Annotated in this window: 20 protein-coding genes and 2 tRNA genes; 14 read left to right on the top strand and 8 right to left on the bottom strand. The window is 36.8% G+C overall.

The window, feature by feature from the left end:
* Nucleotides 1-45 precede the first annotated feature (45 nt).
* Genes OP489_RS10935 through OP489_RS10910 form a run of 6 tightly spaced genes read left to right on the top strand, consistent with a single transcriptional unit; the run spans nt 46 to nt 7,363 of the window.
* Entirely contained in the window at nt 46-1,287 is a 1,242-nt protein-coding gene (locus OP489_RS10935; protein WP_266162014.1) for an O-antigen ligase family protein, read from the top strand.
* Nucleotides 1,256-2,101 (top strand): glycosyltransferase family 2 protein, encoded by an 846-nt coding sequence (locus OP489_RS10930; RefSeq protein ID WP_266162013.1) that lies wholly within the window; start codon nt 1,256-1,258, stop codon nt 2,099-2,101. Before OP489_RS10935 ends, OP489_RS10930 begins: the two co-directional genes overlap by 32 nt.
* 11 nt (nt 2,102-2,112) lie before the next feature.
* Nucleotides 2,113-3,294: a polysaccharide pyruvyl transferase family protein gene (locus OP489_RS10925; protein ID WP_266162012.1), complete on the top strand. Its 1,182-nt coding sequence runs from the start codon at nt 2,113-2,115 to the stop codon at nt 3,292-3,294.
* A gap of 33 nt (nt 3,295-3,327) precedes the next feature.
* Complete coding sequence (locus OP489_RS10920; RefSeq protein WP_266162011.1) at nt 3,328-4,998, top strand: thiamine pyrophosphate-binding protein; 1,671 nt, start codon at nt 3,328-3,330, stop codon at nt 4,996-4,998.
* A gap of 39 nt (nt 4,999-5,037) precedes the next feature.
* On the top strand, nt 5,038-5,892 hold the full coding sequence (locus OP489_RS10915; RefSeq protein ID WP_266162010.1) for an SDR family NAD(P)-dependent oxidoreductase: 855 nt from the start codon (nt 5,038-5,040) through the stop codon (nt 5,890-5,892).
* Between the two features lie 46 nt (nt 5,893-5,938).
* Nucleotides 5,939-7,363, top strand: coding sequence for a lipopolysaccharide biosynthesis protein (locus tag OP489_RS10910; RefSeq protein WP_266162009.1), 1,425 nt, complete (start codon nt 5,939-5,941; stop codon nt 7,361-7,363).
* Nucleotides 7,364-7,434: 71 nt separating this feature from the next.
* On the opposite strand, the gene OP489_RS10905 is transcribed toward OP489_RS10910, so the two are convergent.
* The 7 genes from OP489_RS10905 to OP489_RS10875 all read right to left on the bottom strand — a co-directional run bounded on the left by OP489_RS10905 (nt 7,435) and on the right by OP489_RS10875 (nt 15,305).
* Nucleotides 7,435-8,919, bottom strand: coding sequence for a nucleotide sugar dehydrogenase (locus tag OP489_RS10905; protein ID WP_266162007.1), 1,485 nt, complete (start codon nt 8,917-8,919; stop codon nt 7,435-7,437).
* Between the two features lie 350 nt (nt 8,920-9,269).
* Nucleotides 9,270-10,571, bottom strand: coding sequence for a branched-chain amino acid transport system II carrier protein (gene brnQ / locus OP489_RS10900; RefSeq protein ID WP_416232451.1), 1,302 nt, complete (start codon nt 10,569-10,571; stop codon nt 9,270-9,272).
* Nucleotides 10,572-10,952: 381 nt separating this feature from the next.
* Complete coding sequence (locus tag OP489_RS10895) at nt 10,953-12,053, bottom strand: GerAB/ArcD/ProY family transporter (RefSeq protein ID WP_266162006.1); 1,101 nt, start codon at nt 12,051-12,053, stop codon at nt 10,953-10,955.
* A 12-nt stretch (nt 12,054-12,065) separates the two neighbouring features.
* Nucleotides 12,066-13,199, bottom strand: coding sequence for a Ger(x)C family spore germination protein (locus tag OP489_RS10890; RefSeq protein WP_266162005.1), 1,134 nt, complete (start codon nt 13,197-13,199; stop codon nt 12,066-12,068).
* Nucleotides 13,196-14,812 (bottom strand): spore germination protein, encoded by a 1,617-nt coding sequence (locus OP489_RS10885; RefSeq protein ID WP_266162004.1) that lies wholly within the window; start codon nt 14,810-14,812, stop codon nt 13,196-13,198. The genes OP489_RS10890 and OP489_RS10885 overlap by 4 nt, the downstream gene beginning before the upstream one ends.
* A gap of 297 nt (nt 14,813-15,109) precedes the next feature.
* Nucleotides 15,110-15,193, bottom strand: a tRNA-Tyr gene (locus OP489_RS10880).
* A gap of 36 nt (nt 15,194-15,229) precedes the next feature.
* Nucleotides 15,230-15,305 (bottom strand) — tRNA-Thr (locus OP489_RS10875).
* A 358-nt stretch (nt 15,306-15,663) separates the two neighbouring features.
* On the opposite strand from OP489_RS10875, the gene OP489_RS10870 reads away from it, so the two are divergent.
* The 3 genes from OP489_RS10870 to OP489_RS10860 all read left to right on the top strand — a co-directional run bounded on the left by OP489_RS10870 (nt 15,664) and on the right by OP489_RS10860 (nt 16,775).
* Entirely contained in the window at nt 15,664-15,831 is a 168-nt protein-coding gene (locus tag OP489_RS10870; RefSeq protein WP_266162003.1) for a hypothetical protein, read from the top strand.
* A 199-nt stretch (nt 15,832-16,030) separates the two neighbouring features.
* Complete coding sequence (locus OP489_RS10865) at nt 16,031-16,246, top strand: DUF1653 domain-containing protein (RefSeq protein WP_266162002.1); 216 nt, start codon at nt 16,031-16,033, stop codon at nt 16,244-16,246.
* Nucleotides 16,239-16,775, top strand: coding sequence for a M48 family metallopeptidase (locus OP489_RS10860; protein ID WP_266163533.1), 537 nt, complete (start codon nt 16,239-16,241; stop codon nt 16,773-16,775). The genes OP489_RS10865 and OP489_RS10860 overlap by 8 nt, the downstream gene beginning before the upstream one ends.
* 65 nt (nt 16,776-16,840) lie before the next feature.
* Here the strand turns inward: OP489_RS10860 and OP489_RS10855 are convergent, their stop codons facing one another.
* Entirely contained in the window at nt 16,841-18,787 is a 1,947-nt protein-coding gene (locus tag OP489_RS10855; protein WP_266162001.1) for a polysaccharide biosynthesis protein, read from the bottom strand.
* Between the two features lie 293 nt (nt 18,788-19,080).
* Between OP489_RS10855 and OP489_RS10850 the strand changes: the two genes are divergently transcribed.
* The 5 genes from OP489_RS10850 to OP489_RS10830 all read left to right on the top strand — a co-directional run bounded on the left by OP489_RS10850 (nt 19,081) and on the right by OP489_RS10830 (nt 22,546).
* Entirely contained in the window at nt 19,081-19,785 is a 705-nt protein-coding gene (locus OP489_RS10850) for a YveK family protein (protein WP_266162000.1), read from the top strand.
* The gene (locus OP489_RS10845; RefSeq protein ID WP_266161999.1) at nt 19,778-20,491 is read left to right on the top strand and encodes a CpsD/CapB family tyrosine-protein kinase; all 714 of its coding nucleotides are present in this window, start codon (nt 19,778-19,780) and stop codon (nt 20,489-20,491) included. The genes OP489_RS10850 and OP489_RS10845 overlap by 8 nt, the downstream gene beginning before the upstream one ends.
* Nucleotides 20,472-21,194 carry a CpsB/CapC family capsule biosynthesis tyrosine phosphatase gene (locus tag OP489_RS10840; protein ID WP_266161998.1) on the top strand — a complete coding sequence of 241 codons (723 nt, stop codon included), beginning with the start codon at nt 20,472-20,474 and terminating at the stop codon, nt 21,192-21,194. Before OP489_RS10845 ends, OP489_RS10840 begins: the two co-directional genes overlap by 20 nt.
* A gap of 132 nt (nt 21,195-21,326) precedes the next feature.
* A complete protein-coding gene (locus OP489_RS10835) occupies nt 21,327-21,869 on the top strand; it encodes a hypothetical protein (RefSeq protein WP_266161997.1) in 543 nt (180 codons plus the stop codon).
* 125 nt (nt 21,870-21,994) lie between these two features.
* The gene (locus tag OP489_RS10830; RefSeq protein WP_266161996.1) at nt 21,995-22,546 is read left to right on the top strand and encodes a class D sortase; all 552 of its coding nucleotides are present in this window, start codon (nt 21,995-21,997) and stop codon (nt 22,544-22,546) included.
* The last annotated feature ends 18 nt before the right edge of the window (nt 22,547-22,564 follow it).

The following is a 22,564-nucleotide window of genomic DNA, read 5'->3' as shown; positions in this document are numbered from 1 at the left end:
AGATGCTAAGAGCAAAATGAAATATCGTTATATTAGGGGATCTATATGAAAGATAAGGGAATTAGTTCTGAAATAAGTTTGTACTGTAGATGGTTGGGAATCTATATAGTGCTCCTTATTGTAGGAGCTATGAATATTGGAATTTTTGGTTCTTTGCTAAAATTATTAGCAATCGTTCCAATTGGGATATGGCTATTATTTAAACGTAGTTTCAAAAGAAACAGACTGCTTCGTGTGAGTGGAATTTATGTGCTGTTTTGTATTGCTTCTTGTTTGTGGTCAATCAATCAAGGGGTATCCGCAGGGAGATCAATTTCTCAAATTAATTTTTTAATTTTATTATGTTCTGTATCCGGATATACCTATAATTCTAATGAGGTAGATTATTTAAAAAAATGTCTGATATGGTCTTCTAGAGTTACAGCTATCGTTGTGCTGATCTCTGCAGATTATTATGAAGGACGTATTTATTTGAAAGGAATCATTCAAGAAGATCCGAATTATCTTTGCGCTTATTTCCTGTTTGCGATGATCTTTTGTATCATCGTTCTTTTACAAGAAAATAGTATAAAAGTAAAGCTCATTTCAACAATTGAATTGATTGTTTATGTGTATATCGTTATAGGGACGGGATCTCGGGGTGGTGCTTTAGCGATTGTTGCAGCGTCAATTATTGCATTTCTTTTTTATAGAGATGGAACAAAACTGATAATCTCTAGTTTGATAAAAAGAATACTCCTGGTCATACTCGTTTTCATCACGTTAACTGTCATTGCGAGTTATATATCCACGGATATATTAAGTAGGTTTTCATTAGCAACATTAAGCACCTCCTCCGGTACAGGAAGGTATGATATATGGGAAAGCGCTATGAATGCCTTTAATGAATCTTCATTCCTGAGACAATTATTTGGTTATGGAACGGGATCTGCAGTTAGTATTACTTATTTATTTCCATTTCCATATCATCTTGTGTTCCATAATATGTTCATAGAATCTCTTTTAGAGATTGGTGTTATAGGTGCAGTTATTTATATAGTTTTCGTACTCTCTTTTGTATTTGAGGCGTTAAAATGCAAAGATGTTTATTGTGCGGCGATCCTAATAGGGATGATTGTGTTGTCTTTGTCAATATCAATCAGTGTCTTTAAACCTTATTGGAATATTATGATTTATACGCTGGTTCTGTCATTATCAAATAATCATATTGGGAGCCAAGGGTTTGCAAATCAAATAAGTAAAGAGGAAAGTAAACATGAAAGCTTCGGTAATAATCCCCTTCTTTAAAGGAAATAAATACATGCCTAAGATGCTTGATATGCTAAATAAAAACTATATATTGGTAAAAAATCACAATATGGAAATGGAAGTTATCATAGTAAATGATTCACCGACGATAAAAATAGAAATTGATATGGATCATATTAATTTCCCAATTACTGTAATTAATAATTTACATAATGTTGGGATCCATAAGACTAGAGTAAATGGGCTAAACAATTCTCATGGGGACGTGATCCTTTTTCTTGATCAGGACGACATGATATCTGACAATACTCTTCTTAGTCAAATGACAAATTTAGGAGATGCGGATTTTGTCGTTTGCAACGGATATCTTCAAAATGCAGACGGAAGGAAAAAAGAAATATTTCAAAATCTTAATCACCAACGCTGCAGTCTAAACTTAAATTTCCACTATGGCTATGGCAATCCAATCATATCACCAGGACAAGTTTTAATTCGAAAAGCAGTCATTCCAGAAGAATGGAAAACTCATTTTTTTCAAAACAATGGCGCCGATGATCATTATCTTTGGCTATTGTTATTGGAGAAAAAAAAGATTGGTAAGATAAACACGGAAAAGTTATATACTCATGTCATGACTGGAAACAACACTAGCTTGGATTTGGATACGATGTGTAAATCGAATCAAGAACTTGTTGCATTGCTCCATGGAAAAGTTGATTATAAAAGGTTGTATATGTTAAAAAGACGTACCTTATATTATGGCAGCCATCCTGAAAGGATATTAACGAAATTACGTTTTTGGGATGTTGGGCTATTTAAAAGATATTATTCAAGAATGAAGCGAAAATCATAATGGAGGAAATTATGAAAATTGCAATTTTAGGTGCGGATATTAATAATTTCAACCTTGGATGCCAAGCTCTAACATGGTCATTGCTACATATCTTGGAAAACATCAGAACAGAAAATTCGTTAGAATTTGAGTACTTTATTTTTGAAGCGAATCCAGATAGCAATAAGACAAATGAGTTAATAAGAGAATTGGAATTAAACCCAAAAGCGTTGCATGCTGTACATTTGGGCTGTATAACGGATCCTTTACGTGCAATTAAATATGCAAAGAGAAATCAGAAAGTCTTTCATTTATTAAAACAGTGTGATATTGCTTTTGATGTGACTAGGGGAGATAGTTTTTCGGATTTGTATGGCACTCATGTGTTTAACACATTTGCGTATTATAAATTATATCTTGAGAGGTGCAAAGTCCCGCTTGTATTAGTGCCTCAAACATATGGACCATTTCTAAAGAACAGAAATCAGGAAATTGCTGCACAAATATTTAAAAATGCTAACGATATCTTTGCTAGAGATAAAATTTCTGCTGATGAAGTGAAAAGTTTGTCTGGGAAAGATGCGGTTATAACGACTGATATGGCATTTCAATTGCCATATTCTTCTAAGGATAGAGCACATGAAAAAATAAAAGTAGGGATTAATATTTCAGGGCTTTTAGCATCTACCACTAAAGATGAATATAATCAGAATTTATCTCTCAATCAAAAATACGTTGAATTTATTAAAAAACTCCTTGAGTATCTGACTGACATCGACCAATATGAGATATATCTAATTCCACATGTTACAAATGATGTCGAGGCAATCAATCAATTTGGCAGGGAGTTTCCATCAGCTTGTCAGATCGAATATATAGATAATCCTGTGAAAATTAAAAATGTAATCGCAGATATGGATATTTTTATCGGTTCACGTATGCACGCTACCATTGCGGCATTATCAAGTGGTGTAGTAACGATCCCTTTGGCGTATAGTAGAAAGTTTAAAGGCGTTTTTGAATTATTGGATTATTATTATACAATCGATCTAAATAATGAATTAGATGAGATGCTGATTACAATAAAACAGGATATTGATCATTTTGAAACACTAAAAATAGATGTCTTAAAGGCAAAGAATCTCATCGGCAAATACAATGCTAAAACAAATACAGCCATAAAAGATATTATTCTTAAATATTATAATGATTGAAAAAAATAATATTAAAGATTGGAACTTATAGCTATGAATAATAAAGACAGTATAAAAATTGTTGTTGAATTACTGAAAGCCCATAATATTCGTAAAATTGTAATAAGCCCAGGAGGAACAAATATATTTTTTGCGAAGGCAGTTCAAAATGACCCGTTTTTTGATTGTTACTCTGTGGTGGATGAACGTAGTGCAATGTATTTTGCGATAGGCCTTTACTTGCAAACAGGTGAGCCGATTGCTACGTCTTGTACAAGTGCACAAGCGACACGCAATTATATACCAGGTTTAACGGAGGCCTACTATAAAAACGTGCCTATCCTAGCAATCACGATGTCTAAGCATCCAAGATTTATTGGACAGGAATATATGCAGGCGCCTAATCAAACCTCTCTTCCTAAAGATAGCGTTAAAAAGTCATATATGCTTCCTTATTTATCGGATGATAATGATTATCTTCATTGCATGAGATTGGTTAATGAAACAATACTGGAATTAACACATGATGGACCAGGGCCTGTTCAATTATGTATCCCATGGGTGGATTTTGCTCTTGGGAGTGTTTCAAAAAATATAAAAAATATTAATCGATATTCGGATACTCAGAATATAAACATTAATGATAAGAAAATATTGATTGTGATTGGGGAACATCGGCCTTTTCTTTCTAAAGAGAAAAATGCAATAGAAAAATTCTGTGAGGAACACAATTGCGCTGTTTATGTAAACCACTTGTCTAATTACCATGGGGAGTATGTCTTTAATGGTAACTTAGCACTTTCGGTGATGTCACATGATAGATTTGTATCGCTTTATGTTCCGGATATCTTAATTTCGATAGGCGGACAAACTGGGGATTATCCTTTTTACAGAATGATGTCCGATGTTCAGAACGTAAATTTTGAACATTGGAGGGTGAACGAAAATGGAGATGTGGTAGATACCTATGATAAATTGACAAAAGTGTTTCAGATGTCCATTGAGACTTTCTTTTCTGGATTTGAAAAAGAAAATTCTACACATCAATATTTTGAAATATGGAATCAAATAGTTTCCAAAAAACAGATAGAGATGTCTTTGCCATTCTCTAACGCATTTATTGCACAAGACCTTCATAATAAAATTCCCAATAACAGCACGATTCAGTTTTCTATTTTAAACAGCTTAAGAGTGTGGAATTTGTTCGACTTGGATCAATCGATACAGTGCTATTCCAATGTTGGAGCATTTGGTATAGATGGGGGCTTGTCTACTCTAATTGGACAAAGTGTCGTCACTGATCAATTGTGTTTTATGATTATTGGGGACCTTGCATTCTATTATGATATGAACTCTATAGGGATAAGACACATTAAAAATAATTTACGCATTATTTTGATTAATAATAATGGTGGCGTGGAATTTAAACTAAACAAGCAGAATAACGAAGAAACAGATCAATATATAGCAGCAGCGAATCATTTTAAAAATGCGGAAGGATGGGCAAAAACATGTGGCTTTGATTATTTTTCCGTTCGAAATAAAAATGAATATATAGCATGTAGAGATCAATTGCTCTCCATATCTAATAAACCAATCCTTTTGGAAGCTTTTGTTTCTGATGTGGATGATGCAGACGCATATAGTCAGATTTTAGATCAAAATAGAGAATACGACTTTAAAACTTATTTGAAAAAATCAGTTAAAAAATTTGTTGGTAAATGACGGTTAACATTGGATCAATGAAAGTTAGAAGAGGTCATTATGATTATCAAAGATTATATCAAAAGGGCTATGCGCTATTTGTATTCATTAAAAAGAGAAAAATTAGTAGTCGAAATACCAAAAACAATTGATGAAAAAAAGATCTTAGCTGGAAAAGTAGCGTTGATTACTGGTGGAAGCAGCGGTATAGGGCTTGCAATTGCAGAAAATTTTATCAAGGAAGGTGCAAAGGTAATTATTGCTGGCACTCATCAAGATAAAATAGATCATGCAGTAAAAAAATTGCAAGACGTAAATGCAGATTATATGAAAGGGATTACAATAGACGTTACGGATTTTTCTTCATTAGAACAAAAAGTAGAAGAAGCGTCATCCCTTTATGAAGATGGAAAGATTGATATTTTAGTTAATTCCGCTGGGATTAATAATAGGAATTCCTTTTTTCAAGTTACGGAAACGGATTTTGATTCGGTTATGGATGTTAATGCGAAAGGAACATTTTTTATGAGCCAAGCGGTTAGTAAGTATATGATAAAAAATAAAATCAAAGGGCACATATTAAATATATCTTCCTCATCAGCATTAAGACCGGCTTCGACCCCATACATGATATCGAAGTGGGCCGTTAAAGGGATGACGCTGGGTCTTGCTGATGTGTTACTTCCATATGGAATTGTTGTAAATGCAATTGCACCAGGGGCAGTAGCAACGCCAATGTTAAATAAGTGTGAAAGTGACAATTTATATAATCCGAATTCCGTAAGTAGTAGATATGCAAATCCTTCTGAGATAGCGAGCCTTGCCACATATATGGTTAGTGACTATGGAAATCTTATTGTTGGTGATACGTACTATATTACAGGGGGGAGTGGCCTTATCGATTTACACAGATAATATAGGATTTTAATGTCTGTGATATTTTGAAAGCCTTTTCAACAACATGAAAGAAAAAAATAAAAAGTTAATTAAAAATGTTGGGATTTTTACAATTGGAAGTTTTGGCTCAAAGATATTAAGCTTTTTGCTTGTACCGTTGTACACTGCGGTATTAAGTACAGAAAATTATGGAACAGCAGACTTAATATCCACTACATCATCGTTGTTAATTCCAATCCTGACATTGAGTATCCAAGATGCAGTGCTTCGATATTCATTAGATAAAAATATTGAAAAAAATGATGTTATAAATACTGCATTACGGGTAGTGATAAAAGGCTCTATTTTACTTGCCGTAGGAATAGTCATATTAAATTATTTAAAAGTTTTTCAATTAGAAAATATATATTATTGGTTCCTGTTCCTATTTTTTGTCTCTGGCGCTTTTAATACGTTGTTTAATTTATATTTACGCGGAAAGAACAAGGTAAAAGTAATAGCTGCAAGCGGCATTTTAAACACTTTTATTACATGCATATCAAATATTGTTTTTTTGATTGTTTTTAAATTTGGTATTATTGGTTATCTATGCGCCATATTCATCGGGGAATTGAGTTCTGCTTTTTTTCAGTTTTTTCTGGGGAAAATTTATAAAGATATTAAGCTTAGAAAATATAATGACATGACACATGAAATGCTGAGATACAGCATTCCATTAATTCCTAATTCTATTGCTTGGTGGATCAATAATGCAAGCGATCGATATATACTAACTTTTTTAAGAGGTGTCGCTGAAAATGGTATATATGCGATTTCTTATAAAGTGCCTACCATGCTGACCGTATTTCAATCAATCTTTAATAATGCATGGTCAATATCTGCAATTACTGAATTTGATGAAAATGATTCTGATGGATTTTTTGGGGATAATTATAAAAGATATAGCTTCTTTTCCTATTTGGCGTGTTCATTTTTGATCCTTTTAAATATTCCGATTGCTCACTTTTTGTATGCAAATGAATTCTTTTTAGCGTGGAAAGCTGTTCCATTTTTATTAGTTGGGACTATGTTTAATGGGATCTCTATTTTCGAGGGAAGCCTTTATGCTGCTGTAAAAAGAACGAAATTAGTAGCATTGACCACAGTCATTGGAGCAGTTGTTAATACGATCTGTAATTTTATTTTTATTAATATTTATGGTATGGTAGGTGCTGCTTTGGCGACCATGATAGGGTATACTATTACGTGGTTGCTTCGAACATGGTTCCTAAAATCTATCATACGATTAAAAGTGAATTGGAAAATAGAGGGAATTAGTTATGTAGCAATAATGGGACAAGCATTTGTAGCAACTTTGGATCTAAATATATTTATACAACTTGCCCTCATGGCGATTGTAATAATTATCCATAAGGAATCTATTCGTTTTATATGGGACAGTTTTATGAAACAATTGAATCGATTTAGACATAAAAAATCAAAGGCCTGATTCTGAGCCTAAAATAGATGATCAATTACAAGATCCCGTGCAAGTGAGATTACTTGCACGGGATCTTGTAATTAGTCTCTCTGGAACAAATCTCTAGTATACACTTTATCTTTTACATCATCTAAACAATGGTTATATCTATTTGCAATAATGCTGTTGCTCATTTCTTTAAATTTGCTTAAATTATTTACTATTTTACTTCCGAAAAATGTAGCACCGTTTTGGAGAGTTGGTTCATAAATGATAACGGTAGCACCTTTCGCTTTAATACGTTTCATAACTCCTTGAATACTACTTTGTCTAAAATTATCTGAATTTGATTTCATAGTTAAGCGATAGACTCCGATAACAACCTGTTTTTCCATTTTTGAATCATACAAATTATCATTCTTGTATGCGTAATAACCTGCCATTTGAAGAACTCTGTCAGCAATAAAGTCTTTTCTGGTTCTGTTGCTTTCGACAATCGCGCTCATCATACATTGAGGAACATCATTATAATTTGCAAGTAGCTGCTTTGTATCTTTAGGCAAGCAGTATCCTCCATATCCAAATGATGGATTGTTATAATGAGTGCCAATACGAGGATCCAGGCATACGCCCTGGATGACATCTTTGGTATCTAATCCTTTCATTTCTGCATAGGTATCTAACTCATTGAAGTAGGAGACACGTAACGCCAAATAGGTATTTGCAAATAATTTAACTGCCTCAGCTTCGGTGGACCCCATAAATAAAGTATCAATGTCCTCTTTAATTGCACCCTCCTGCAGGAGAGCTGCAAAAGAATGAGATGCTTTGACCAAATGGTCATCGTTCTTATCAGTTGATACAATGATACGGCTTGGATAAAGATTATCGTATAATGCTTTTGATTCACGTAAGAATTCGGGACTGAAGATAATATTTGGAGAATGGTATTTCTTACGGATAGCTTCTGTGTATCCTACTGGGACTGTTGATTTAATGACTATAATAGCATTCGGATTTACCTTCAAAACAAGTTCAATAACAGCTTCTACAGCAGAGGTGTCAAAATAATTCTTTTTACTGTCATAGTTGGTCGGAGCGGCAATGACCACAAAGTCAGCGTTTTTATATGCTTTTTCGCCATCCAAAGTAGCTGTTAGATCAAGTCCTTTTTGGGTTAAGTAGTGCTCAATATAATCGTCCTGGATAGGAGATTTTCTGTTGTTCAGCATTTCTACCTTTTCTGGAATAATATCTACTGCAGTCACATGATTATGCTGAGCAAGAAGTGTAGCGATGGATAATCCGACATAACCGGTGCCGGCAACCGCAATATTCATAGGAGAAGGCGAATCAAGTTTCCTGGATGTTTCTGAATTGATAAAAACAGAATCTGGTTCAAAACCTAATACTTGTCCTAAATTTTCCAATTGTAAAATAGAGGGAATAAAATCCTTTTTTTCTAATCTGGATACCAGTGCACGGTTCATTCCAGTAGCACGGGCTAACTCTTGCTGGGTCATAGACTTTGCTTTTCGATTGTTGGAAACAATTTGAGCAAGTAATGACTGTGATAGCTTTTTCATGATAGATACCCTTCTTGCAATATTATTTTAATGATCGCTTATCGCTACAAATATAAATAATGTATCATAATTAAATCATAAATACAATAAAAATAATTAATAATTGCAAAAATAGGCTAAATATGTTAATTTGAATAACACATGGTTAAATATTCACCAACTTGGTTTTGGAGTGATAATGAATTTGTTTGTACTTATAGAATCGTTTTCTCCGATCCACAAAACAGAAGCTCGAAGATTTGATTTTACGCTATGATTAGATAAAATTGTTTCAAATTAACACATAAGAAAAAAGGGGCACAGATAGAGATTACTTTTCTCTATCTGTGTCCCTTTTAGATCGTAATTTTTTAGTTTTCTTTTTTGTTCGGAATTAATAATGCAAGAATGATCCCGACTGCTGCCGGGCAGATCCAACCAAGACCTGCAGAGTAAAGAGGAAGAGCAGAGGTCAGGTTGGTGAGTACGGGAATCTGGACCCCAATTTCATAGAGTGCATAAATTACACTGACGATTCCGGTTAGTGTGATGCTCAGCGGAAAAAGCAAGGGCTTTTCCTGTAATCGCTTCGGAAAAAATGCCAAAGCAATCAGCACAATCGCAATAGGATACAGGCAGTTCAGAATAGGAACAGAAATTTTTAGAATCATATTTAGTCCTGCATTTGCAAGAATAGCGCTGAAAACGGCAAAGAAGCTGGCCCAGGTTCGATAAGAAAAGCGGGGAAATAACTGAGAAAAGTATTGTGCACAGCAGCAGATCAAACTGATGCATGTATTGAGGCAGGCAATTACAAAGATTGCCGCTAGAATAATAGCACCAGCTTTTCCAAACAAGCGGTCTGCAGAGATACTCAAAAGCTGTGCGCCGTTTTGTGCAGAGGCATTTCCATTTGAAAACCCAATGAAAGTGAGAGCTCCATAAACGCAGAGAAATAAAACGCTGGCAATCCCACCGGCGATTACAGTCGAATGAATAACTGCGTGATTTTCCGTAACACCACGGGCGTTAATATTTGCTGCAAGCATGAGTCCAAAAATTAATGCAGCGATTGCATCCATTGTTTGGTATCCATCGAGAAATCCTTGTGCAGCGGGAATGCTTTGATAAGCGACAGCAGGTGTATTAGCAGAAACATTTCCGAAAAAAGCACATCCGAAAAACAGAACCGCAATTAAAACCAGCAAAATCGGTGCAAGACGTTTTCCAAGCAGATCGACTAACTTTAGGGGATGCAGGGCAAGTGCCAATGCAATTCCAAAAAATAGAACAGAGTAAAGGATACTCAGTAATGTAGAGGGAGCTTCTTTTCCAACGAATGGGGTTACTGCCATTTCGAATGAGGTACTTGCAGTACGTGGAATTGCAAGGCAAGGCCCGATGGAAAGATAGATAAGCATTGTAAAAACAGCAGCAAAAGGAGAGCTGACACGCCCGGCAAGTGATTTGATGCCGCCGGAGCGGGTTGCTCCGATAACACCTAAAATTGGAAGCCCGATTGCACTTAAAGCAAATCCTAAAAAGGCTGGAAGTACAGCAGTTCCAGCGGAGAAGCCGAGAAATGGCGGAAAAATTAAATTTCCCGCCCCAAAAAACATAGAAAACAGCGTAATCCCGACGAAGAGCTGTTCTTTTGAAGATAATTTTTGCATAATTATTTTTTCTCTCTTTTCATACCGATTTTTTAGCCAACAGATCTTTTGTTGAGCCGCAACAAAAGAAGCGCTTGGGTTAAACGCAACAAAAAACTGGGTGATAAAATTATCACCCAGTTTTCTAGTGGAGAAAGAATGGATTCAGATATTCAAAGCCAAAACAACAGGTTTATCATTAAGTTATATGTAAAGGAACTGAAACCATCAGTTCCTTTTATACTTGCTCTTTGTTTTCCTGAAATGAATCTTCACCAATAGGCCATGTGCGTCAATAAAAGCGCTTAAGTGATTTGTAACTAATAATACCAGATAAGGGGTAAAATCGCAAGTTAAAGGCATAAAATAAATGAGTTTATACAGCCTTATGCTTCCAGATAGTTATGATGTCGTTGCTTGATTTGCTTTTTTCCGTCTCTTTGAAAATGTTATTTTTAGAAGCGTTAAAGCTGGCAATACAAATTCAAATAACAACCATAATATCGGAACGATAGTCTGTGCAGATGTTATATGCTCCATTACCGAAGAATATACGAGATAAGAACAGATGATAATGCCTACTCCTATAATCAAGACCGATAGTTTATAAGACTTTAGTTTTAATAATTCTGCAACTCCAGCTATGGTAATATAGTACAAAAAAGAGATTTTGAAGAATTCCAGTGTAATTAGCACAGTGGCATAGACTACGTCCGTGCCTTGAAATATCTCCGTAAATCCGGCAAGCTGTAACGTTGAGAATGATGGGAATATGGGTATTTGGGCCAGATCTCCTAGTACCATGGTATCTCTGATTACGACTGCCAATAAAAATAGACTACCGCATAAAAATCCTTTTAACACACAGCTGGACATGTGCTTTTTATCTTCGAGTTGAGGTACGATCATTTGAAAAATGATCGTACCAAACGGAATAACTGCATCCAAATTGGTGCTTTTTAAAAGCTTTTCGGGGGTGACAGATAATAATGGCAGTAAATTATGATAGTCGATTCTGTTCCAAACAAAAATTGTTGTTAAAATAAATGCGATAAGAGTAATTATGATAAATACGGCGCCATATCGTACGACCACTTTTAAACCTTTTATAACAGCCCAACCACAGACCATCATAAATAATACCAATATAATGAGAGAGGGAGTATTAGGTAAGACAAAGAAATTTACAAAATCTTTCATGTCTCTTAAATTTAAAAAGCATAAACAAAAAAAATAAAACAAATACAACAAAGAAAAGATTCGACCTACCCACTTGCCAAAGGCAAGTTCGTTGATTTGAAAAAGACTTTTGCCTGGATATTTTTTCATAACAGATAGCTGAAGTAAGAGAAAAAGCATTGCAACGATTCCGCCTAAAGTGATTGAGATCCAAGAATCCCTTCCCGCTATCCCAAAGGTAAACGCCGTTAGTAATGAAAAAGATTGAATATAACATACAATTGTAAAAAACATTTGTGAACAACTAATTTTCTCTTTTTCCATAGTTTCCTCAATTCAGCTTCGCAAAATTTTTCCGCCGCCTTTAATAGTTACTTCAGCATTGATTTCGGGTGTTATTTGGGAATATAAATCATCCCAGTTTTCTTGTAGATCCTTCCATTTATTAGGCTGTGTTTGACTGATGAGAGTCCCAATTCCATAAATATCGGCTTGATAGGCTTGAGTTGCCTGAAAACACGAAAGCACGCGGCCTTTGATTCTCTCAATAGCAGCTGCTTGTAACTCTTTTTCGATGGCTGCTGCGTCTTGATTTTCGAAACCAACCAACTCTCTTACTCTAAGTTCTGTTTTAACCGTGATGGGAACAGATATCGTTCCATCTTCTTGTACAGAAGGGTTTAAACTGCTGCTGCTGCTGCATATTTCGAGGGATGCTCGGCCGGATTCAGTTTCTACATCGACCGTGCCGCTTTCAACTTTGTTCATTGTCCATAAATAGCCGCGTGATTTATCTTTATCTAATTCTCCGACCATTTTGTCATCTTTAAAGACGGCCAATCCAGATAATTCAAGTCTTGGAGGGCTCGACTGCTTGTCTACTTTTATTAAGCTAGCAACCGGACAAGTCGTTTTTCCCTCGAGCTTAGAAAAAAATTCGAGAAGATCTACATCGATAGATTCTGAGGTTGCTTGTTGATTTTTGAGCAACTGTGTGATATCAAGTGCCGACATGGGAGACATTTCGGATTTTGTTGTCAGTATTTCATTTGCAGTAGAATCTGATACCAGAATGGATACATCGATTCTGCCTTCATGATCACGTAGGAAAAGATCTAATTGGTCCTTGATTCCTTTCGATGCAGTTTCTTTTCCAAAAATCAAGCACTGGTTATGCCCTATAAATAGCTTATGGCTGCTTTCACGCGCGCAATCTCTAAATATATTAAAAAGATTTTTTCCGGTCTTTTCATAGATTAAAGCTTCTGATTTTGCTTTGTCTTTTTCACTTGAATTTCCCACATGTCCTAATTGCAAGGTGAGTTTTGTTAGGTTATCCCCTGCATCATCAATTCCGACACCGACAACGGGAATGATTTCAGTCAATTCTTTGCTGTCCATGCATCCGGAAAACAAAAGACAAACGGCCATAGCAACTGCTACAAGTGAAAAACACTTTCCTCTTTTCATGATTTTGCATCCCCATTCGAAGACGTAGTAGTATCTCCTGGTGGAATATGACTCTGTTGCCTGGTAATATCTTGGTGTGCAAACTCTGGCGGACGTTTTTTCATCGTCCAAAGAGGAGCGCGAATAAATAGGTCTTTCCAATCTTGTATATGCATTGGTGCAACTCCTGCAAAATACGGGACACCAAATGATTTTAACGAAGCTAAATCAATCAGCATCCACAAAGTGCCCAGTAATATCCCGTAATCTCCAAGAAACGATGCCAGAATCAATAAAATAAGGCGAAGGACTATAATTGCGTCTTGATGTTCTGGGGTTACAAATTCTGCCATTGCAGATATGGCAATCGTTACAACCATGGGTGCGCCGACCAGCCCGGCTGAAACGGCTGCATCTCCCATTACCAGAGCACCAACAATACTAACTGCCTGCCCAATTGGACGGGGTAATCTCAATCCTGCTTCTCGCAGAATTTCGAGGGCCAGCAAAAGAATTAATGCTTCGACAGCAGTCGGGAACGGGGTTCCTTCTCGAGCGGTTGCAATGGTGAACATTAATGTAGTTGGAATCAATTCTTGATGAAAGGTTGTAATGGCAATAAAAAAGGCGGGCCCAAATACTGCAAATACAAAAGAAAGAAATCTTAGCAAGCGTAGGATACTGGAATAAAAGGTTCGTGAGTAATAGTCTTCTGCTGTTTGGAAGCTTTCGGTAAAAAGCATCGGAACGGTCAATACGAAAGGCGTGCCGTCCACAATGATTGCAGCCCGTCCTTCCAAAATTTTACCTGCGATTACGTCCGGTTTTTCGCTTTTCCCGATGGTTGGGAAAATGCTGAAGGGGGCATCTTCTATATATTGCTCGATATAACCGGACTCCAGAATGGAGTCTACATTTATTGAGTTGAGACGCCTTTTAATTTCAGCGATAAGACTTTCATCTGCGACTCCTTTTAGGTAAGCGACCGAAACAATCGTTCTTGTCTTTTCACCAATTACAAAGGTATCCATTCTGAAAGCGGGATTTCTTATTTTTCTGCGCAAAAGAGATGTATTTGTTCTGAAATTTTCGGTGAAACCCTCTCGTGGACCTCTTATAACAGCTTCAGTCTGGGGTTCTGCAACACTGCGTTTATCCCATCCTTTACTGCTAATGATGATTCCAGTGCGGTATCCGTCTATCAGTAAAACGGTATCTCCGCATAAGCAGCTTTCCAAAAGCTTATCTTCCTTATCGGAGTTTATTACATCCCCTGAGCAAATGATGCGCTTTTGTACATCTTCTACCACGTTCCCTTTTGTCCTGGCATCAAATAGCATCAGAGGCTTCATAACTCCCTCGGTAATAATATCGTTGCTTACCAGCCCATCTATAAAGATTAAGGCGGCATTGATAGCAGGGAATCTTCCAAACGTGAACTCACGAATCTTTACATCGTTACAATCACCAAGATAACTTTTCATGATTTCAATATTATCTTTTAAAGAGGTTGTCATTGTTGGTTGGGAGGAGCTTTCATTTTTAGATTCAGGTGTAGAATCTGCAACGTTTTTTGTTGCTTCATTTAAAATGGTTCTATATTTTATTTTTTTCAGTAAATTTTGCAATATCATTAGCATTCACATCCTTTTGGAGATCTTTTTATTCTTTTCAATTTTTACTAAAAAAATACACGTTACAAAACCATTGAAAAATCTTGAACAGTTATATACAATCGATTTATTGTGATCGTTTTGATCATGTAAAGATATAAAAAGCTCTAAATAAAAAACAATCTATCAAAGCTTGCGTAATGAGATTGTTTTTATACCCCAATTACTCCAGTTTTGATAGATTTTCATAGAGTTTTGTTTTTTGATTTTAAATAAAAAAAGTTCCAGAAACCGCATTTTCATACGTTTTCTGGAACTTGGTGGAGGAGGATGGATTCGGACCATCGAAGCCGAAGCAACAGATTTACAGTCTGCCCCCTTTGACCGCTCGGGAACTCCTCCATATACCGGCAATCACTTAGCCACTTGCCGGAGTTATGGAGCTGGCAATAGGACTCGAACCTACGACCTGCTGATTACAAATCAGCTGCTCTACCAACTGAGCTACGCCAGCGCATCGCGATTGACACTAGATTATTATAGGACTCTAAATAATAGTTGTCAAGAGAAAAAGCATATTTTTTTAAAAAAGAGGGCATATTTTGTTTGAATTTTTCCTTGCGGTTTTTATGTTTTAAAATTATAATAAACTTAATGAAAAATTTTGGTCGTTAGAAGAAAGGGGAAATACTCTATGAAAAAAGGAATCTCGATAGCTTCAATAGTGATCGGAATTATTACGGCTCTTTGTGGAGCTGCAACGATTGTTTTTGGTGCTTTGGGTTTATTTTCTTCTAAATATCGTGCTTGAAAATTTCCTTTATGCGCAAAATGAATCTTCATGGCATAGATTGGCATGGAGGTGCTTTTCTATGGAGATGAAAACGTATCATTGTATGGATCCGAAAGAGAATCCGCAGCCTGTTTGGACTCATGCCAAAAGAGACGCTATCAAAGAGCTGCAGGAAGATGCAGTGGCACGGTTTAAAGCAGATCCGGACTCATTCTTTCCTGATCCCACACAGGATAAAAAGCCCTGAGCGAATATTTACTTTACAAAAGCCGCTTTGATACCCAGAAAAGCTGTATCATGCGGCTTTTTTATATTGCCATACTTTTTGGGGTGGAACTGATATTGGTACTAAGGCCTTAAAATGTGACGGATTTGATGCCTCATAGGATTGTTGCAAAGTAAAATTATTTGTGTCATACTGAAGAAAAATTTTGGGAGGATAGAAAATGGAGATTCCAAAAGGCAGATATCGCCATTTTAAAGGAAATGAGTACAGAGTACTCTGTTTGGCACGCAATTCTGAAACATTGGAACAAATGGTGGTTTATCAGGCACTTTACGGAGAGCATGAAGTTTGGGTGCGGCCTGCTTCGATGTGGAATGAAACGGTCAACAAAGATGGGAAAACGATCAAGCGTTTTACTTATCTTGGAAATGAATAATCTAGTTCCCTATCAACTGATTCGTTCCAAACGACGTACGCTGGCACTTTTGATCACACGGGAATGCAAAGTAGTCGTTCGTGCACCGCAGAGATTACCTCAGAAGGAGATTGACCGATTTTTGGAGGCCCATATAGAATGGCTTAGATACCATCTTTTGCAGCAGCAACAGAAAGCACAAGCGGAAGAAGAGGTTTCTCCGGAGGAGAAAGCTGAATATATTCGGCAGGCAAATGAAATTCTTCCCCAAAGGACGGCCTTTTTTGCAGACGTCATGGGAGTTTTTCCGACAAGAGTTCGGATTACAGATGCAAAGGCACGTTTTGGAAGCTGCAGTGCAAAAAATAGGATCTGCTTTTCATGGCGGCTGATGAGATATCCAAAAGAAGCGATTGATTATGTTGTCGTACATGAGCTTGCGCATATTCGTTATAAAAATCATGGTGCTGAATTTTATCAAATGATTGCTTCTGTTCTTCCGGATTATCGAAAGCGCTGGGCACTTTTAAAAGAGCCTCCCATAAAATAGAAACAGAAATTGGGGCAGAGTGAATCATTTCACTCTGCCCCAATTTCTGTATTAATTATTATGTATTATGCCAATTTTTGTGTTCCTATTGATACAGGAAGATTTCCTTTTGCGTTTGAATCCATTTGAAGTTGGGCGGCCGCATTGACTATATCAGGATTTTGGAAGGTGGGAACCACTTTTTGAAACGCTTCTTTTACGATTTCATTGCTTGCATTTTGCATTGCTTGGTTTAAGATACAAAGTTTTTCTTCTACCTGTGCCCGCGTAAGAGGTTTATCCCGTTCAATTAAAATACGGTCATTTTCTGTTTTGACCATTTCTTCGCTTTTGATCAATAATTCTTCGTAAAGCTTTTCTCCGGGACGAAGACCAATTTCAACAATTTGAATATCTTGTTCAGGAACAAGGCCGGACAAGCGAATCATATTTTTAGCGAGTTCGTAAATATGTACAGGCTTTCCCATATCGAGGACAAACATCTCTCCTTTTTTAGCCATTGCCCCCGCCTGCAGAACTAGCTGTGATGCTTCCGAGATGGTCATAAAATATCGGATAATACGCTTGTCCGTAATTGTGATAGGGCCGCCCTGTGCAATTTCTTTTTCAAATAAAGGAATAACAGATCCATTGGAACCTAATACATTCCCAAAACGTACAGAAACAAACTGCGTTTTGCTGTCATAACGGCTTTGAACAATCATTTCACATAAGCGTTTGGAGGCTCCCATAATATTTGTCGGATTAACCGCTTTATCGGTAGAAATCAAAACAAATTTTTCGGCTTTGTATTTTTCGGCCATATTGACTGTGTTATAAGTGCCGAATACATTGTTCTTAATGGCTTCTACCGGATTTTGTTCCATTAGTGGTACATGTTTGTGAGCCGCTGCATGGATAACGACCTGTGGACGTTCGGTAGAAAAAACTTGTTCCAGTCTGTCTATATCTCTAATAGAACCAATGATAACTTGGAGGTTTAGAGAAGAGGCGTATTTTAAGAGCAGCTCTTGCTGTACATCATAAGCGTTGTTCTCATAAATATCGAAGATAATCAGCTTTTTAGGATGCATCTTTGCAATCTGACGGCATAATTCTGAGCCGATAGAACCGCCGCCGCCAGTAACAAGTACAGTTTTTCCTTTATAGTAGTTTTCTGAACTGCTATTATCTAACTGGATGCTGTCTCGAGAAAGCAGGTCTTCAATTTTGATATCCCTGATAAAATTACGAATTCCTTGTTCCTTACGTTCGCCAAAAGGATAATCATAAAGTTTTACCTTACATCCGGTTTGACTGTAGAGATCATAGAGGCGTTTTCGGTTATCGCCATCCAGATCCGGCAGCGCAATTACCACTTCGTGAATTGGCATTTCCTGAATCCGCTGTACAATATGCTCGTCCTCTGCGTAAACCGGTAGACCATTCAGCTTTTGCCCAATTTTATCTTTATCAAGATCAATAAAGCAGAGTGGCTTATAATGAGACTGTGGATTACGGGTCAGTTCCTGTGCAAGGGTTGCTCCAACATTGCCAGCTCCTACAATTGCTACATTCATTTTATGACTTTGTTCAGCGGATGTATGTTGTGCAGCGTTATGATGAGCATATTGTGACTGATATAACATACGCGCCGATAGAGAAACAAGACAGTTCAGAGAAATGACGCATAAATTTATCCCAAGTCCTAAGTCAAGATATGGGATCAATTGACCAATCAAAAGAATTTCTAATCCTGCAATGAAATCAGAAATAATCAGACGAAGATAAATACTGATTCCAGCATATCTCCAGATGTGATTGTAAATTTTAAAACAGATTCGGAAGCCGATGATACAAATAGCTAAAAAGAAAAAGCGTGATGTGTAAATTTGCAGTTCAAACTTTCCATTTAAAATTAATGAACTGTTCATGGAACAGAGCAAAATAACACTATAGGACACGGCCAATATTAGTAAATCAAATCCGCACAGGGCAACCCTTCGTTTGTCCATGATTTTGTTTTCCTTCATCCTTTTTTGGCTCTCCCTTACTAGTGGTAGTTTGCAATAGAAAATTCACAAGATCTATTGCATATTTGCGTTTTCCATTTATAGGTTATTTGCTGTCTAAAGTATAACATTTCATGCTTTAGCAGTCAATCTTAGACAGAAACTAATTTTATTCGATTGTTTTCGACGGCTAAAACAAAAATTATTCCTCAAAAAGTGTGTTTATGTGTGGAATTTTTTAATCAGTCTTGATTGTTTTTATTTCATATGTTATGTTTATATAGTTAGAATTTAAAGGGAAATAGGAGTATGCAATGATGGAAGATGAGATCTCTCTCAATGAAATATTTTTTGCCATTCGAAAACAATGTAAAAAAATATTGGTGGCGACCATATTAGGGGCGTTGATTACTTTTTTAATTTCTACTTTTTTGATTCCAAAGAAGTATACATCTTCAATTGAACTGTATGTGAATAATGGCACAAATACTTCTACTACAAATGCAATTAATCCAAATGACCTGACCGCATCTCAAAAACTTGTTGGTACCTATATTGTTATTTTAAAAAATCGAGATGTTTTAAACCAAGTAGCTGCAAAAATTGGAAATATTTCTTATGAACAGCTGCAGTCAGATATTTCTATGAATGCGGTAGACAGTACGGAAGTTTTAAAAATTTCTGCCGAAACAGAAGATGCACAGTTGTCTACTAATATCTGTAAAGCGATGGCAGATACAGCACCGGATATTCTTAAGCGGGTTGTAAAAGCGGGTTCTGTCGAAGTAATTGGTTCTGCTTCTGTTCCAACAGAACCGTCTTCTCCTAATATAAAACGCAATACCTTGATAGGAGCTCTCGCTTTTTTAATTGTCTCTATTTTTATATCGATTATTGTGTTTATGAAAGATAATACTGTGAAGGGAGAGAAGGATATTCAGGAAAAGCTAAAAGTTCCGGTGCTGGGAGAAATTCCTGATTTGAATGCTGATAATAAGGGGGGATACCGCTATGGCTAAAAAACAGGAATCAAGACGTAGAAGTCGCTCCAGTACTTTGTTAAATAGTAAAACAGCTTTTTCAATAGTAGAAGCATATAAGACTATTCGGACGAACCTTCTTTTTGCAACTTCAACATCTCAGAAAAAAGCAGTTATTTTTACCAGCGCGGAACCTTCTGCGGGGAAATCAACTACCTGTATAAATTTGGGAATTACAACAGCGCAGCTTGGTGCACACGTGGTGATTGTTGATGCCGATATGAGAAAACCAACTCTGCACAGATTTGTGCGTCTTAGTAATGCAAAGGGTCTTTCAAAATATTTGTGTGGACTTGAGAGCATGGAAGACAGTATGTATCGGGATGTATTTCCAAACTTGGATATGATTACTGCTGGACCGATTCCGCCGAATCCTTCAGAACTTCTTAGCTCGGAAAGCATGGTACGGCTTTTGGATGCTTTGTCCCAGTCCTATGATTATGTATTTGTAGATACGCCGCCAATCAATGTGGTAGCAGATGGACTTATGTGTATTAATTACGCAGCTGGTGCAGTTTTGGTTGCACGCCAGAAACAGACTCGGTATGCTGAGCTTCAAAAAGCGATTAACAGCATTCGGAATATTCAGGGAAATCTGCTCGGAGTAGTCGTTACGAATGTCAATCAAAAAGACAAGCCTTATGCTTATTCTGAAGAATATAAATATGAATACAAAAACAAATAATTTATCTTTTGTGGATCTTCATACACATTGTCTTCCGGGGATGGACGATGGTGCCAAAGACTGCAATATGTCGATTCAGATGCTGCAGACCTTAAAAAAGCAAGGAGTCAGAAAAGCCTTTTTAACTCCGCATTATTATCCGCAGAGAGAATCACTTTCTGATTTTTTACAGAGACGGTCAGATTCCTATCGGGTTCTCAGCTCATTTCAAGGAATGGCGGATAGTCCGGAAGCTTTTTTAGGGGCGGAGATTTATTTGACGCAGGGATTGTGCGAAGTGGATTTGCGGCCGCTTTGCCTGGGAGATACAAAGCTCCTTTTATTGGAACTTCCCAGGCAACCCTATCATCCATGGATCTTAGAAGAGTTACGCAATTTGACCTACGCGCTTAACATTATTCCCGTGCTAGCGCACATTGAACGGTATCAGGCATACTATCATTCACGCGATTTTGAAGAGCTGCTATCTTTTGAAGATTTGATTTTACAGTTTAATTCCGGTGCACTTCAAAGCCATGAAAACTGTCGCTTTCTTTATTCACTTTCAGAAGAAGGCTATCCGATGCTGATCGGCAGCGATACCCATAATATGAGTACACGGATGCCTTCTTTTGATAAAGCATTGCCGGTGTTGACGAAAAAGCGCCGTGGGCGGGAGCTGTTTGCAAATATACAGGAAACATGGGCTAATTTGGGACTATAACATAGAAAATAACGAAATTCAGAAGATTATTTCTTTACAATTTGCTTAAAATTTGTTATAATATGGAAAACATTTGAACTTATAATAATAAAAAAAATGACGACAAAAAATTATTTATGGGAGGGTCGTTTTATGAAAAAGTTACTTGCAATTTTTTGTGCAGGAATTATGATGGTTGCAATGGCGATTCCGGCTTTTGCTGCAACTACAAAAGATGATGTTATTGCAGAGATAAAATCTGGAATCCAGATTGGCACGCAGACAAGACAGATTCCGGATCAGTATGTTAAATTGGCAGAAGATTTTCTCAACGCTAACGATTTGACGGATTCACAGCTTTCTACTGCACTTAGTGATCTGAAAGAAGCGAAAGAGACATGGGCAAATACTGGTAAGGTATCCTTCAATGAGATTCCATCCGATATTCAGACAAAATTGGAAAATATGGCGACCGAAGCTGCCAAAAAGGTAGGCGCCACTCTTACTTTTGATGGCAAAACCATTTCTGTTGTAGATAAAAATGGTAAGACTTACAGTACTTCTACACAGTCTAATCCCATTAAACAGACCGGTGCGGATTATACCACTTTGACGGTAATTGTGCTTGCAATCCTTGGTTCCTTGGGAGCAATTGTTGCAGTTTCTGCTAAGAATCATTTGGTAAAAGTGCACTAATTATTATGAAATACGAATTTCGAAAGAAATCCAGAAAAAGCAATGGGATAAAATTTATTTTTTATCCCATTGCTTTCTTTCTGTTAATAGTTTTATTAATAGCGGTTGCATTGGGTCCTATTGTGATGCCGTATGTAAATATGGTGGATTTGGCTTTTACCTCCAGTACTCCTCAATTTGATGAAAATGCCGCTAATATTTATCAAGGTTCTGTTCAGAATACGGGGGATACCTTAAAAAGCAGTGATATCAAATTTCCTTCTGAGGGAGAAACTTTTGGGGAGCTGCACATTCCATCAGTGGGAGTTGATGCTCCACTTGTTTATGGAGACAACATCAAAAACATGATTAATGGTGTGGAGGTTTATTCCGGAACTTATCTTCCCGGACAGGGGCACACCATTTTAATCGGTGGACACAATAACACTTATTTTCTTCCACTGCCGAATGTTAATGTTGGAGATCAGGTGGAACTTTGCACGAATTACGGAACTTATCTTTATGAGATTACCGGTTCGCAGACAGCTCGGTATGACGATACCACTGCTTATGACCTGACAAAACAGGAAGAGAATTTGATCCTTTATACCTGCCATAATGTAGCAGAAATCGGTGCAACTCCCTATCGTGTATTTGTTTATGCCCGATATGTTTCCGGACCTGAGATTCTATCATGAAAGGGAAGGAAAGATGAA

It is taken from the genome of Caproicibacterium sp. BJN0003 (assembly GCF_026314295.1).
In the GTDB taxonomy this organism is placed as follows: domain Bacteria; phylum Bacillota; class Clostridia; order Oscillospirales; family Acutalibacteraceae; genus Caproicibacterium.
Note: the sequence above shows the minus strand (reverse complement) of the source record. Positions and strands in the feature narration are given on the sequence as shown.

Bases quoted from the DNA above. Each gene is read 5' to 3' on its own strand.
- OP489_RS10925 (WP_266162012.1), top strand. From the start codon at position 2,113: ATGAAAATTGCAATTTTAGGTGCGGATATTAATAATTTCAACCTTGGA.
- OP489_RS10905 (WP_266162007.1), bottom strand. From the start codon at position 8,919: ATGAAAAAGCTATCACAGTCATTACTTGCTCAAATTGTTTCCAACAAT.
- OP489_RS10935 (WP_266162014.1), top strand. From the start codon at position 46: ATGAAAGATAAGGGAATTAGTTCTGAAATAAGTTTGTACTGTAGATGG.
- OP489_RS10915 (WP_266162010.1), top strand. From the start codon at position 5,038: ATGATTATCAAAGATTATATCAAAAGGGCTATGCGCTATTTGTATTCA.
- OP489_RS10870 (WP_266162003.1), top strand. From the start codon at position 15,664: ATGGAGATGAAAACGTATCATTGTATGGATCCGAAAGAGAATCCGCAG.
- OP489_RS10850 (WP_266162000.1), top strand. From the start codon at position 19,081: ATGATGGAAGATGAGATCTCTCTCAATGAAATATTTTTTGCCATTCGA.
- OP489_RS10890 (WP_266162005.1), bottom strand. From the start codon at position 13,199: ATGAAAAGAGGAAAGTGTTTTTCACTTGTAGCAGTTGCTATGGCCGTT.
- OP489_RS10920 (WP_266162011.1), top strand. From the start codon at position 3,328: ATGAATAATAAAGACAGTATAAAAATTGTTGTTGAATTACTGAAAGCC.
- OP489_RS10845 (WP_266161999.1), top strand. From the start codon at position 19,778: ATGGCTAAAAAACAGGAATCAAGACGTAGAAGTCGCTCCAGTACTTTG.
- OP489_RS10860 (WP_266163533.1), top strand. From the start codon at position 16,239: ATGAATAATCTAGTTCCCTATCAACTGATTCGTTCCAAACGACGTACG.
- OP489_RS10885 (WP_266162004.1), bottom strand. From the start codon at position 14,812: ATGATATTGCAAAATTTACTGAAAAAAATAAAATATAGAACCATTTTA.
- brnQ (WP_416232451.1), bottom strand. From the start codon at position 10,571: ATGCAAAAATTATCTTCAAAAGAACAGCTCTTCGTCGGGATTACGCTG.
- OP489_RS10865 (WP_266162002.1), top strand. From the start codon at position 16,031: ATGGAGATTCCAAAAGGCAGATATCGCCATTTTAAAGGAAATGAGTAC.
- OP489_RS10910 (WP_266162009.1), top strand. From the start codon at position 5,939: ATGAAAGAAAAAAATAAAAAGTTAATTAAAAATGTTGGGATTTTTACA.
- OP489_RS10830 (WP_266161996.1), top strand. From the start codon at position 21,995: ATGCCGTATGTAAATATGGTGGATTTGGCTTTTACCTCCAGTACTCCT.
- OP489_RS10930 (WP_266162013.1), top strand. From the start codon at position 1,256: ATGAAAGCTTCGGTAATAATCCCCTTCTTTAAAGGAAATAAATACATG.
- OP489_RS10840 (WP_266161998.1), top strand. From the start codon at position 20,472: ATGAATACAAAAACAAATAATTTATCTTTTGTGGATCTTCATACACAT.
- OP489_RS10855 (WP_266162001.1), bottom strand. From the start codon at position 18,787: ATGAAGGAAAACAAAATCATGGACAAACGAAGGGTTGCCCTGTGCGGA.
- OP489_RS10835 (WP_266161997.1), top strand. From the start codon at position 21,327: ATGAAAAAGTTACTTGCAATTTTTTGTGCAGGAATTATGATGGTTGCA.
- OP489_RS10895 (WP_266162006.1), bottom strand. From the start codon at position 12,053: ATGGAAAAAGAGAAAATTAGTTGTTCACAAATGTTTTTTACAATTGTA.